9 protein-coding genes are annotated in these 13,925 nt (G+C 59.4%); 5 read left to right on the plus strand and 4 right to left on the minus strand.

What is annotated here, in order from left to right; genetic code table 11:
* Window positions 1-77 precede the first annotated feature (77 nt).
* Complete coding sequence (locus CK627_RS16025; protein WP_095592847.1) at window positions 78-2,552, minus strand: glycogen/starch/alpha-glucan phosphorylase; 2,475 nt, start codon at window positions 2,550-2,552, stop codon at window positions 78-80.
* Window positions 2,553-2,936: 384 nt separating this feature from the next.
* A complete protein-coding gene (locus tag CK627_RS16035; RefSeq protein WP_005300391.1) occupies window positions 2,937-3,134 on the minus strand; it encodes a DUF4250 domain-containing protein in 198 nt (65 codons plus the stop codon).
* A gap of 233 nt (window positions 3,135-3,367) precedes the next feature.
* Here CK627_RS16035 and CK627_RS16040 point away from each other — a divergent pair, with 233 nt between their 5' ends.
* Window positions 3,368-3,853, plus strand: coding sequence for a cell division inhibitor (locus tag CK627_RS16040; protein ID WP_005300386.1), 486 nt, complete (start codon window positions 3,368-3,370; stop codon window positions 3,851-3,853).
* Between the two features lie 430 nt (window positions 3,854-4,283).
* Here the strand turns inward: CK627_RS16040 and CK627_RS16045 are convergent, their stop codons facing one another.
* On the minus strand, window positions 4,284-5,807 hold the full coding sequence (locus CK627_RS16045) for a fumarate hydratase (protein ID WP_010634118.1): 1,524 nt from the start codon (window positions 5,805-5,807) through the stop codon (window positions 4,284-4,286).
* A gap of 248 nt (window positions 5,808-6,055) precedes the next feature.
* On the opposite strand from CK627_RS16045, the gene pabB reads away from it, so the two are divergent.
* The 3 genes from pabB (at window position 6,056) to CK627_RS16060 (ending at window position 9,522) form a co-directional block, all read left to right on the plus strand.
* Entirely contained in the window at window positions 6,056-7,390 is a 1,335-nt protein-coding gene (pabB, locus tag CK627_RS16050; RefSeq protein WP_167385430.1) for an aminodeoxychorismate synthase component 1, read from the plus strand.
* Window positions 7,391-7,440: 50 nt separating this feature from the next.
* Entirely contained in the window at window positions 7,441-8,007 is a 567-nt protein-coding gene (locus tag CK627_RS16055) for a CoA pyrophosphatase (RefSeq protein ID WP_019838717.1), read from the plus strand.
* Between the two features lie 216 nt (window positions 8,008-8,223).
* Window positions 8,224-9,522: a serine/threonine transporter gene (locus tag CK627_RS16060; protein ID WP_095592849.1), complete on the plus strand. Its 1,299-nt coding sequence runs from the start codon at window positions 8,224-8,226 to the stop codon at window positions 9,520-9,522.
* Window positions 9,523-9,955: 433 nt separating this feature from the next.
* Here CK627_RS16060 and sstT read toward each other — a convergent pair whose 3' ends face one another.
* On the minus strand, window positions 9,956-11,206 hold the full coding sequence (gene sstT / locus CK627_RS16065; RefSeq protein WP_010634121.1) for a serine/threonine transporter SstT: 1,251 nt from the start codon (window positions 11,204-11,206) through the stop codon (window positions 9,956-9,958).
* 339 nt (window positions 11,207-11,545) lie between these two features.
* Between sstT and CK627_RS16070 the strand changes: the two genes are divergently transcribed.
* A complete protein-coding gene (locus tag CK627_RS16070; protein WP_095592850.1) occupies window positions 11,546-13,474 on the plus strand; it encodes a RecQ family ATP-dependent DNA helicase in 1,929 nt (642 codons plus the stop codon).
* Window positions 13,475-13,925 lie beyond the last annotated feature (451 nt).

The raw sequence follows: 13,925 nt of genomic DNA on the forward strand, positions 1-13,925 counted from the left end.
CCGCGTTCACACAACCAACGCCGCCCACGCCCAATAAAAAAACCCCCGCATGGCGGGGGTTTGGGTTTGCTCTCTTGTCAGCAGATGCTGCAGGGCTTCAGGTTCCAGATCCGATCCACATAGTCCTGGATGGAGCGATCGGAGTTGAACTTGCCCATGGTGGCCGAGTTGATGATGGCCTTCTTGGCCCACAGTGCCGGATCCCGATACCAGGTATCGATCAGCTTGTGTGCTTCCGAGTAGGAGGCAAAATCGGCCAGCGTCAGGTAGGGATCACCCCCTTCCAGCAAGGAGCGCTTGATGGAGGAGAGCTCACCCGGACGACCTGGCGTGAAGTAGTCGGTATCAAACCAGTCCAGCACGGCTTTGAGCTCGGAGTTGGCGTAGTAGAAGTCATACGGGTTGTAACCGCGCCCCTTCAGTGCCTTCACCTCGTCCACATTCAGACCGAAGATGGCGCAGTTCTCGGCCCCCGCCTCTTCGGCGATCTCGATGTTGGCGCCGTCCAGGGTACCTATGGTGATGGCACCGTTCAGGGCCATCTTCATGTTGCCGGTACCAGAGGCTTCATAACCGGCAGTGGAGATCTGCTCGGAGACGTCGGCCGCCGGGATCAGCTTCTCGGCCAGGCTCACCCGGTAGTTCGGCATGAACACCACTTTCAGCTTGCCCTGAATGCGGGTGTCATTGTTGACCCGCTCCGCCAGCTTGTTGATGGCGTAGATGATGTCCTTGGCCAGCTTGTAACCGGGCGCCGCCTTGGAGCCGAAGATGAACACCCGCGGATGCATGTCGTAGTCGGGGTTGGCCAGCAGACGACGATAGAGCGCCATGATGTGGATGAGGTTCAGTTGCTGGCGCTTGTACTCGTGCAGACGCTTGATCTGGACGTCGAAGATCGCCTCGGCACTGACCTCGATACCGGTTTCCGCCTTGATGACCTTAACCAGCTTCTCCTTGTTGTGGCGCTTGATGGTCATGAACTGCTTCTGGAAGGCCTTGTCGTCGGCAAACTTGGTGACGCTGCGCAGCTTGTCCAGTTGCAGCGGCCACTCCTTGCCCACCACTTCGTTGTAGAGCTCGGCCAGTTCCGGGTTGCAGGCCAGCAGCCAGCGACGCGGGGTCACGCCGTTGGTGACGTTGCACATCTTCTCGGGCCACAGCTCGGCATACTCGGGGAAGAGATCTTCCTTCACCAGCTTGGAGTGGATCTCGGCCACGCCGTTCACCTTGGAGGAGCCGATGACACACAGGTTGCCCATACGCACCTTGCGCACCGCTCCCTCTTCGATAATGGAGAGCTTGGCCTTGATGGCGTCGTTGCCCGGCCACTTGGGCTCCACCAGCTCGCCCAGGAAACGGGCGTTGATTTCGTAAATGATTTCCAGATGGCGCGGCAGCACCTTCTCGAACAGGCTGACCGACCACTTCTCCAGCGCTTCCGGCAGCAGGGTGTGGTTGGTGTAGGAGAACACCTGGTAGCTGATGGCCCAGGCCGCTTCCCAGGTCAGCCCCTCTTCGTCCACCAGCACCCGCATCAGTTCGGGGATGGCGACGGTGGGGTGGGTATCGTTGAGCTGAATGGCGATCTGGGCGGCAAAGTTGCTGAAATCGGCGCCATGCACCCGCTTGTAGCGACGCATGATGTCCTTGATGGAGCAGGCACAGAAGAAGTACTGCTGGATCAGGCGCAGCTCTTTGCCCGCGTCGGTCTCGTCGTTCGGATAGAGCACCTTGGAGATGGTCTCGGCCTGGGCTTTTTCCGCCTGGGAGTCGATATAACCACCAGCGTTGAACACGTCCCAGTCAAAAAACTCGGAGGCGCGAGACTCCCACAGGCGCAGGATGTTGACGGTATGACCGCCAAAACCGACTACCGGAATATCCCAGGGCACCCCTTTGATCTTGCGACCGGCGTGCCACACCTTCTTGAGGCCGCCGTTGTCACCAAAGACGGTCTCCACGTAACCGTAGAGCGGGATCTCCTGCACCGATTCCGGGCGGCAGATCTCCCAAGGGTTGCCATATTCGCGCCAGGAGTCCGGACGCTCAATCTGACGGCCATCCTGAATTTCCTGACGGAACAGACCGTGCTCGTAGTGGATGCCATAGCCGACCGCCGGGTAGTTCAGGGTCGCCAGCGAATCGATGAAGCAGGCGGCCAGACGGCCCAGGCCGCCGTTGCCGAGTGCCATGTCGGGCTCTTGTTCACACAGATCGGTCAGTTCCAGACCGAGTTCGCCCAACGCCTCTTCGCAAATCTTGTACAGGGAGAGGTTGTGCAGGTTGTTGGAGGTCAGGCGCCCCATCAGGAATTCAGCAGAGAGATAGTGAATTGCACGAGTATCTTTCTTGAAGTGAGTCTGCTGAGTGCGGGTAAGGCGCTCGTACACCTGTTCGTTGACGGCGGCTGCGGTCGCTTTCCACCACGCTTCTGGCGAGGCTTTCTGTTCGCTTGTACCCAAGGTAGAACGCAGGTGACGCACGATACTCGCCTTGAGCTGATCTTTATCCAGTTGGAGATCCTGGTCTGTCTTCTTCTTGGTAGCCATAAACCATTTCCTTCGTTACAGAATAATAAATTGTTATCCCATCAGGGACCGGTGCTGTTGTTATCTGAGAATATGTTCCGGCGTGGGCATACTAGCTAAAGCCGCAGCTTGAAAAGTTAACGCAAGTCACACTTTAACGTATAAAAATGACAGTTCAAGTTTGAAAACCCTTTCCTGAAACCTGCAAATACAAACCCATCATTTCCTTTAAAATCAAAACCTTAAGTCTATATCGCAAATATAAATTCATGAATAGGTTTTCAACGATTGCCAAGCGCTGAAAATCCATGAAAATAACTGAAAATTCAGCGCACATTGAAAACGATTTCAATGTGCGCCATTCATGAAAAAATAGAACAGTGCCATTCGGGGAGTGTTCGCCGATCAACCGTGAGCCTTGAACTGGTTGCTCATGGGATCGTAGTGGTAGCCAATCTGCAACAGGCGGGTGGCAAGCTGGTCTTCCGTCATGTCGTAATAGGCCAGCAATTCCTCCAGCCCGTCGCACTCCAGGCGCAGCTTCTCATTGATGATCCCGAGCAGGATATTGGCATCCAGTCGTTGCAAGGTGCTGACGTCCATCCTCATCTCTCCTCTGTACAGGACATACTGTATAACCATGGGCGCCCCTGCCCGCTTTGTCCATAGCCTGAAAAACACCCACCTCAAGATTGAAGTTTATATATTTTAAAATCAATTAGTTAACTTCTTTCATTACCGTTCAGATCACATTTTTGGCCACAAACGGCTTGTCACTACTGCGAACAACAACTACTGTATGCGCATACAGCATGGTTATTCATACAGGAAAACATATGAGCCAGCCCATGAGCCACACCCTTGTCTCCGTCGCCAGCATGAGCACCCCCTGGCCCACTCGCCATCAGGGCAAGCAGGACGAATATCGCCACTCTGCGAGCCTCACCCGGGAGCCGCCGCTGCTCGATGAGCTGGTGCGCTTGAGCCAGGGTGACACGGGCTGGATCCTGCTCATTGCGCCACCCGGTCTGCCCGTGGCCAAGCAGTTGCAGGCACAGGGGATCAATCCGGCTCGGGTACTGGTGGTACACAGCCCCAAGATCAAGAATTGGCAATCCACGCTGGAGCAGAGTCTGGGCAACGGCCGCTGCGCCGCCGTGCTGACCTGGCTGCCGGAACAGGTCACGCTGGATCGGGCCAAGCTGAACACGTTGGGGCAACGCTGTGGCGTATTGACCCGTTTCTTCGAGCCAGTCGCCTCCTCTCCCGCTCATGGTGGCTCGCTGGTCTATGGCGGACAGGATGTTTATCTCAATCACTGATCCACCCAATCGCGTGAGAAGACATGCGGTTAGGTTGATTTGACAGCGGTTTTTGAATTGGGTGATGAATCGTTTGCCAATCACAGAGTAAAAAGAGCCCTTGCTACCAGACAACAGTGGCAAGGGTGAAGAGGCGCCAGCCAACTGGCGGACGTGGGATCCAGCGTTGACAGCCTTGTGCGCCACGCACAGAGAGCGTCAGTTGGCAGTTGGCAGTTGGCAGTTGGCAGTTGGCAGTTGGCAGTTCAAATTCGCACGACTGACACGCAGACGACAAGAAAAGGCGACCCTGGGGTCGCCTTCGTTTTGTTTGTTATGGCTGAGGCTGCATGACGGCCACATCCATGGCAGTCGCGCATCGCGCCCGTGCACTCAGGGCATAATGACCCGGCTCCATACCGCAGGTGAACAGCCCTCAGGCATCTTCAACTCACGCCAGCTTGCCATCGAGCTCGGCAATCTTGGCAGACCAGTAGGCCGGCCCGGTCTCGTGGATATTGTTGCCCTGGGAGTCGACCGCCACGGTTACCGGCATGTCCTCGACTTCGAACTCATAGATGGCTTCCATGCCCAGATCGGCGAAGGCCACCACCCGCGCCTTCTTGATGGCCTTGGCCACCAGATAGGCGGCACCACCGACGGCCATCAGATAGACGGCCTGGTGCTGCTTGATGCTCTCGACCGTCTTGGGGCCTCGCTCGGATTTACCGATCATGCCGATGAGGCCGGTTTCCCCCAGCATCATGTCGGTGAACTTGTCCATCCGGGTGGAAGTCGTCGGGCCGGCCGGACCGACCACTTCGTCACGCACGGCATCGACCGGCCCCACGTAATAGATGAAGCGGTTGGTGAAATCGACCCCTTCCGGCAGCCCCTCACCTTTTTTCAGCATGTCGGCTATGCGCTTGTGAGCGGCATCGCGACCGGTGAGGATCTTGCCGGAGAGCAGCACGGTATCTCCGCTCTTCCAGCTAGCGAGCTCTGCCTTGGTGATGCCGTCGACATTGACCCGGCGCACGTTGCCGCCGGCCGAGCGGGTGATCTCCGGCCAATCTTCCAGTTTCGGCGGGGTCAGCTCGGCCGGGCCGGAACCATCCAGCTCGAAGTGGACATGGCGGGTAGCCGCGCAGTTGGGGATCATCACCACCGGCTTGGAGGCGGCATGGGTCGGGGCGGACTTCACCTTCACGTCCAGCACGGTCGTGAGGCCGCCGAGGCCCTGGGCACCGATGCCGAGCTTGTTGACCTTGTCGTAGAGCTCGACCCGCAGCTTCTCCTCTGTGGTCTCGGGACCACGAGCGATCAGCTCCTGAATGTCGATGTGCTCCATCAGGGCCTCTTTGGCCAGCACCGCCGCTTTTTCGGCAGTACCGCCGATGCCGATGCCCAGCATGCCGGGCGGACACCAGCCGGCCCCCATGGTCGGCACTGTCTTGAGCACCCACTCGACGACGTCGTCGGAGGGGTTGAGCATCACCATCTTGGATTTGTTCTCGGAGCCGCCGCCCTTGGCCGCGATGCTCACTTCCACCTTGTTGCCCGGGATCATGTCGATGTGCACCACGGCCGGGGCGTTGTCTTTGGTGTTCTTGCGGCTGCCGGCGGGGTCAGCCAGCACGGAGGCTCGCAGCGGGTTGTCCGGATTGGTGTAGGCGCGGCGCGTCCCTTCATCCACCATCTCCTGCACCGTCATGTCGCTGTCCCACTGCACCTGCATGCCGATCTTGACGAAGCAGGTGACGATGCCGGTATCCTGGCAGAGCGGACGATGGCCTTCGGCAGACATGCGGGAGTTGATCAGGATCTGGGCCAGGGCATCCTTGGCGGCCGGGTTGATCTCCCGGTCATAGGCGGCCTTGGCGGCATGCACGAAATCAAGGGGGTGGTAGTAGGAGATGTACTGCAGGGCGTCGGCGATGGAATCGATAAAATCCTGTTTTTTAATGATGCTCATATCATCCTCACTGGTCCTTGTCTCCCGTGTTGGTTGGAGCAAGGGCTTCCATATGAGCCGTGCTTCGGTGGGGTGGTGCCAGGCGGTCTGCCTGTCTGCCCGATAAGACAACGGCGCGTTTTTTCTAAAAATTCCGACGCCTATGATACGCTTGCCACCCCCGTACCGGCTAGGGAGCAGGCTGCAAACTGTTGCCTGTGTAACAAAAAATGAAACCAACGCTGCATATCCACCATTTTGAACACCAGATGGCGCTCCATGCGCTGTTCGCCCGCCTTCACCACCTGCCCTGGGCCATGTTGCTGGGATCCGCCGGCCCGCTGGGTGCGGATAACCGCTTCGATATCATCACCGCCGATCCGCTGGCCACCCTGCAGACCGACGGGGCGCTGACCCGCATCGAGCAGGGAGAGCAACACGAGTCCAGTGAAGATGATCCGCTGACCCTGCTGGCCCGGTGCCAACGCGATCTGCTGGGAGAGATCACCACTCAAGCGCCCCCCCTGCCCTTCATCGGCGGGGCGCTCGGCCTGTTTGGCTATGATCTGGGTCGCCGCTTCGAGCGTCTGCCTAACCTGGCCGCCCGCGACGTCACCATCCCAGACATGGCGGTCGGCATCTATGACTGGGCCCTGCTGCGAGAGGTGGCAACGGGCAAATGGCAGCTGGTGCACTGGGGCGACGAGGCCGGCCTTGCCCGCCGGCTGCAGTGGCTGGAGGCACAACACGAGCTTGCCGCAGACCCCTTCGCTCTTGCAGGCGCTTGGCGCAGCAACATGAGCCGCGCCGAATATGGCGACAAATTTGCCCGGGTGCAGGCCTATCTGGCGGCAGGGGATTGCTATCAAATCAACCTGACCCAGCGTTTCAGCGCCCCCTATCGAGGTGACGAGTGGCAGGCTTACCAGGCGTTGTCACGGGCCAACCGCGCCCCCTTCTCGGCCTTCCTGCGCTTGCCGCAAGGGGCCATCCTGAGCCTCTCCCCCGAGCGTTTCCTGCTGCTCGACCAGCGCCACATCGAGACCAAGCCCATCAAGGGCACTCGCCCGCGGCTGACCGACCCTGCGCTGGATCAAGCCAGTGCCCGCGAGCTGGCGGAGGCCGACAAGGACAGATCGGAAAATCTGATGATCGTGGATCTGCTGCGCAACGACATCGGCCGGGTGAGCCGGCCCGGTTCGGTCAGCGTGCCCAGCCTGTTTGCGGTGGAATCCTTCCCGGCGGTGCACCACCTGGTCTCCACCATTCACGGCGAACTGGATGCCCGCTGGCAGGGCGTGGATCTGCTGCGCGCCTGCTTCCCCGGTGGCTCCATCACAGGCGCCCCCAAGATCCGGGCCATGGAGATCATCGAGGAGCTGGAGCCCCAGCGGCGCAACGCCTACTGCGGCAGCATCGGCTACCTCAGCCAGCATGGCCGGATGGACACCAGCATCTGCATCCGCACCCTGATCGCCGCACAGGGCCAACTCCACTGCTGGGCTGGCGGTGGCGTCATCGCCGACTCCGACGTGGACGACGAATATCAGGAAACCTATGACAAGGTGGCCCGCATCCTGCCGCTGCTGGACGCACTGCGTTGAAAACCTGACAAAATGATCTCAGCGACTTGAAGGAGTGAAGAAGAATCGAGATGGAACGAGCCGAACTGCTGACCCGCTTTTTGTTGCAACGCCCCGCCCCCGCCCACCGGCTGACGGTGGCCGGGCTCAAGCCCGCCGCCGTGCTGCTGCCGCTGGTTGAACGGGCCGACGGCCTGCAATTGCTGCTGACCCGGCGCAGTCCGCACCTGCGCCACCACGCGGGACAGATAAGCTTCCCCGGTGGCAGGCAGGATCCCGACGACCGGGACCTGATCCACACGGCGCTGCGGGAAACCCAGGAAGAGCTGGGCATAGTTCCGGCCCAAATAGAGGTGCTTGGCACCCTCGCTCCCCTCAACACCGTCTCGCAATATGACGTGCTGCCGGTGCTGGGACTGGTGGCGGCCGACTATCAGCTCACCCTGAGCCGGGACGAGGTCGACCAGGCCTTCGAAGTGCCGCTCAACCACCTGCTGGATCCGCGCCACCATATCGCCCTGACCATTCCCAGAGCCGATCACCTGCATACCATCTATTGGATCCCCTGGCAGGATCATTTTATCTGGGGTGCAACCGCCAGCATGATCCGCCAGCTGTCACGGCAACTCTCCATATAACATATTACCAACAAACACCTGTGCAATATTCATGCGTTAACACTAAAATAACGTGGTGTTTTATAAAAAATAATTGATTAATTCTTCTTTCGATCACATTTCCATAAAAGAGTGCGGTTTTCAGTCCCATAAAGGTGAATTTGATCAACATTTTTGATTAAAAAACCCGTATCCTTGCGCCGATCCTATAAAAACCACAATTCAGGGGTGAGACACATGTCTAATACTGTCACCGGCGCACAGGATGTTGCGACCTCACAGGAGCAAGGAACCCGCTCAGTCCAATCGCGTGGTTGGACCAAACAAGACACTCGCTGGGTAATCAGCCTGTTCGGCACCGCCGTCGGCGCCGGCATCCTGTTCCTGCCCATCAACGCCGGCATGGGCGGCTTCTGGCCGCTGGTGGTCATGGCGCTGCTGGTCGGCCCCATGACCTATCTGGCACACCGCGGCCTCGCCCGCTTCGTGCTCTCGTCAAGCAAACCCAATGCAGACATCACGGAAGTGGTGGAAGAGCACTTCGGCGTGGGTGCCGGCAAATTAATCACCCTGCTCTACTTCTTCGCCATCTACCCCATCGTGCTGATCTACGGGGTGGGCATCACCAATACTGTGGAAAGCTTCATGGTCAACCAGCTGCAGATGACGGCGCCGCCGCGCTGGATCCTCTCCATCGTGCTGATCATGGGCATGATGTCGGTGATGCTGGCTGGCGAGAAGCTGATGCTCAAAGTGACCGAGTTCCTGGTCTACCCGCTCATTGCCATCCTGGTGGGGATCTCCTTCTACCTGATCCCGGACTGGACCGGTGCCGCCCTCTCCCAGGTGCCGTCCGGCAAGGACTTTGCCATCACCCTGTGGCTGACCATCCCGGTGCTGGTGTTCTCCTTCAACCACAGCCCGGCGATCTCCAGCTTCTCCCTGGCCCAGCGCCGCGATCACGGCGAGCAGGCGGTCGAGAAGTCTGACGCCATCCTCAAGCGCACCGCGACCATCCTGCTCGGTTTCGTGATGTTCTTCGTCTTCTCCTGCGTGATGAGCCTGACCCCGGCACAGCTGGCCGAGGCCAAGTCCCAGAACATTGCCGTGCTCTCCTACCTGGCCAACCAGCACTCAAGCCCCATCATCTCTTACTTCGGTCCGCTGGTGGCGTTCGTGGCCATCGTCTCCTCCTTCTTCGGCCACTACCTGGGTGCCCGTGAAGGCCTGAAGGGGATGATCGTCCAGAACCTGCGCAAGTCCGGCAAGGAGCCGAACCACAAGAAGGTCGAGATCTTCATCATCGCCTTCTTCATCCTGACCCTGTGGGGCACCGCGGTGATCAACCCCTCCATCCTCGGCATGATCGAGTCGATGGGCGGTCCCATCATCGCCACCATCCTGTTCATCATGCCGATGTACGCCATCAAGCGCGTGCCGGCCATGGCGAAGTATCAGGGCCACATCAGCAATGCCTTCGTGGCCCTGATGGGGATGACTGCCATCTCCGCCATCCTTTACCAGCTGATCGGCTGACGCGGTCAGAGACCAGCAACAATGCCAGCCGGGTAACCGGCTGGCATTTTTTTATGGTGCAGGGCTGATTGCAGATCTTCGCGAGGCAAAAAGAGAGGCCCCCTTGAGAGCGAGTTAGCTGGCAAGCCAGCCACAACAATCCGGCCATGCCTGCTCACGTTTTCGCTCTGACGACCCACCCTGCTCGAGATGGTGTATCGAGCCGCCGTCAAGCCGATCAACTCACCCGAGACGGCAAAGCCCTCTCTCTTCCACGCTCGCCCCCCCTCCATCCCGACCCAGTGACGGCTACCGGGTTTCTGGTCGTGAAGCCTTCTTCTCTGCTTGCCGGGAGAGTTGCCAGGAGTCACGACAGCTACCCGCCCCATCCTAACAGCAATAAAAAAACGCCCTCAAATGAGGGCGTTGTCGTTGTGATGCGAAGATACGGCTATCAGGCTTCGCTGTTGGGCACCGGCGAGATGTCCAGCAGGGTCTCATCTTCGGCCATGCAGGCCGCGGCGGTGAACAGCACGTCGGTGGAGCTGTTGAGGGCCGTCTCTGCGGAGTCCTGCAGCACGCCGATGATGAAGCCGACCGCCACCACCTGCATGGCGATGTCGTTGCTGATGCCAAACAGGCTGCATGCCAGCGGGATCAGCAGCAGGGAGCCGCCGGCCACACCGGAGGCGCCGCAGGCACTGACGGTCGCAACCACGGAGAGCAGAATGGCCGTCGCCGGATCCACGTCCATCCCCAGGGTGTGGACCGCCGCCATGGAGAGCACGGTAATGGTGATGGCCGCACCGGCCATGTTGATGGTGGCCCCCAGCGGGATGGAGACCGCGTAGGTATCCTCCGGCAGACGCAGTTTTTCGCACAGCGTCATGTTGACCGGAATGTTGGCGGCTGAGCTGCGGGTGAAGAAGGCGGTGACGCCGCTCTCTTTCAGGCAGGTCAGCACCAGCGGATAGGGGTTGCGGCGGATCTTCCAGAACACGATGAGCGGGTTGACCACGAAGGCGATGAACAGCATGCAGCCGATCAGCACCACCAGCAGTTGGGCATAGCCAAACAGGGCCTCAAAACCGGTTTCCGCCAGGGTGGAGGCTACCAGACCCAGAATGCCGAGCGGTGCGCAGCGGATCACCGCTTTCACAATGGTGGAGACGCCGTGGGACAGGTCGGTGATCACCGCTTTGGTCCCTTCGCTGGCGTGGCGCATGGCGATGCCAAGGCCGATGGCCCAGGCCAGAATGCCGATGTAGTTGGCGTCCAGCAGCGCCTTGACCGGGTTGGTCACCACGTTGAACAGCAGGGTCTGCAGTACCTCGGTGATGCCGCCCGGCGGGGTGATCTCGGCACTGTTCGCCACCAGGTGCAGGTTGGTGGGGAACAGGAAGCTTGCAACCACGGCCACCGCAGCCGCCAGGAAAGTTCCCAGCAGATAGAGCAGCAGGATCGGCTTCATGTTGGTTTTTTGACCCTGCTTGTGGCCGATGATCGCCGCCATCACCAGTACGAAGACCAGCAGCGGCGCCACCGCCTTCAAGGCGCCGACGAACAGGCTGCCGAGCAGACCCGCCGCTTTGGCCCATTCCGGCATGAACATGGCAAGGAGGATACCGAAGACCAGACCGACCAGGATCTGGCTAACCAGGCTGGTGCTGTTGACCAGTCTTATGAGGGGGTGTTGTTGTGTCATCAAATAGTCCCTGAGCACCTAAGTGCGTGAATCATTAGTCCTGTTGGCAACCGCTACACCAGGCGACACCCATGTCACGGGCTGGCGTCGTCTGCCCCGGCAAGCCTTCTGTCGAGCCTGTCCGGAAACACACGGGGTTGCGGACAAGGAATATCCCATCTGCAGCCGCTTTTTTCCACAGAATCACTGAAAAATATCCGCTTCGCCTCACAAAAAATCTACAACACCGAGATAACACAATATCAACAACGCTCAAATGGATGCCATTTTCCCCCCCGATTGCCCTCCAGCCTCCACCCGGCGGTGGTATCATGACGGTTTTGCCGCGGAGCCTTTGCCATGATCTCATCCCTGTTGACCCGTCACTTTGGCTTCGATCGGTTGAGGCCGGGACAGGAAGAGGTGATCAGCCGGCTACTGGCGGGCAAGAACGCCGCCGCCATCTTCCCCACCGGCTCCGGCAAATCCCTCTGCTATCAGTTGCCGGCACTGGCCCTGCCCCACCTGACCCTGGTGATCTCCCCCCTGATCGCACTGATGCACGATCAGCTCGCCTTTTTGCGCAGCAAGGGGATCGCCGCCGCCACCCTCGACTCCAGCCTGACTGCGGAGGAGAGCCGCCGGGTGATGCAGCAGGCCAACGACGGCCAGCTCAAGATCCTGATGATCTCGGTGGAGCGCCTCAAGAACGAGCGCTTTCGTCGCTTCATCCAGCAGGTGCCGCTGTCAATGCTGGTGGTGGACGAGGCCCACTGTATTTCGGAATGGGGCCACAACTTTCGCCCCGACTACCTCAAGCTGCCTGACTATCGCCGTGAACTGGCCATTCCCCAGGTGCTGCTGCTGACGGCCACCGCCACCCCGGCCGTGATGGCCGACATGCAGGCCAAATTCGACATCGAGGATGACGGACTCATCGTCACCGGCTTTTATCGCGCCAACCTGGACCTGGCCGTCGTCCCCCTGCCCACCGAGGCGCGCGATGGCTGGCTGCATGGGGAACTGGCGCGCGATCCCGCCGCCCCCACCATCATCTACGTCACCCTGCAACACACCGCCGAAGCCTGTGCCGCCCAGTTGCAGCAGCGCGGGATCAGGGCCAGAGCCTATCATGCCGGGCTCGACGCCACCTTGCGCAGCCAGATCCAGCACGACTTCATGACCGGCAAGCTGGATTGCATCGTGGCCACCATCGCCTTTGGCATGGGCATCGACAAGGCCGATATTCGCCGGGTGATCCATTACGATCTGCCCAAGTCCATCGAAAACTACAGCCAGGAGATAGGCCGTGCCGGCCGCGACGGCCAGCCTTCCCGCTGCATCGTGCTGGCCAATCGCAGCCAGTTGCCGGTGCTGGAGAATTTCGTCTATGGCGACACTCCGGATCGCTCGGCCATCGTCGCGCTGCTCGAGATCCTGCTGCAAAGCGGCAGCGAGTGGGAATTCAGCCTGCTGCGTCTGTCCAATGAGACCAACATCCGCCAACTGCCTCTCAAGACCCTGCTGGTCTATCTGGAGATGGCGGGCATCATAGCCCCGGCCTACAGCTACTTTGCCGAGTACCGTTTCAAGTTCGTGCTGGAGAAAGCGGAGATCCTGGCCCGCTTCAATCCGGAGCGACGCCTGTTCCTGGAGCAGCTGTTCGCCTGCGCCCCGCAGGCCCGTAGCTGGTGCACCATGGACTTCGATGCGCTCTGGCAAGGCTATCAGGGGGAGCGGCACCGCGCGGCGGCGGCCTTGGACTACCTGCAGCAGCAGGGCTGGATCGAACTGGAAAGCAAGCAGATGACCGAGGTTTACCGGGTGCTGCGCCAGGAGATTGACGTAACTACCCTGGCCGATCAGCTGCACAACTTGTTTGAAAAGAAGGAACACAGCGAGCTGGCCCGTCTGCAGGCATTGCTGTGTTTCTTCACCTCAAGCAGTTGCCTGAGCCATGAACTGGCACGCTACTTTGCCGATCAGGCAGCACCTACTCATTGCGGGCACTGCTCTGTCTGTCGGGGCGAGGTGGCAGAGCTCCCTCCCTTGCCCGACCGGACACAGCCCAATGAACAGGGACTAAAAGCCTGGTGCGATCCCCTGGTGGCCCTGTGTCACACCCGGCATCCGCGCGTCCTGACCCGTTTTCTGTGCGGCATCGCCACGCCACTCACCACCCGGGTCAAGGCGAAAAGCCTGGCCGGATTTGGCCAGCTGGCATCCCACCCCTTCGCCGACGTCCTGGCGGCGGTTTCCCGCATTTATCCGCGCCACCACGATCACTAGCTCACCAGACAGCGTCGATTGCGCTGAAAAAATAAGACCCTCGCATTTGCGAGGGTCAAGCCAACGGAAACGTGCTTAAACAGAGCTTTGTATCTGCAACCAGCCACTCTCTTGCTAAAGCGCTGACTGCCCGACACAGGGCCAATCTAGAGCAGTCGCAATGTAGCGTCAATGTAAAAATTAGAGCTAAAACACCAAACAATTAACTTTACGTGCACGTAAACGTAATGCCATTTCTGCTGCGTGGCGCGCTCCCCCTTGCCCTGACTGCGCTTGCGGCAGCCGGCCAGGAACAATGCGGTGCAGTTTCCATTTTTTGACAAACATTTATTTTTTATGTCTTTGACATTTGCCTCACTATCATGGCAAAAATAATTTAACAGTCAGTAACATAGGTGTGTCACTGATTGCGCCTTCCCGCATCGGGTCGGGAAGTACCCTTGCAAATTTA

The sequence above is a fragment of the Aeromonas dhakensis genome, from assembly GCF_002285935.1.
Lineage (GTDB): Bacteria > Pseudomonadota > Gammaproteobacteria > Enterobacterales > Aeromonadaceae > Aeromonas > Aeromonas dhakensis.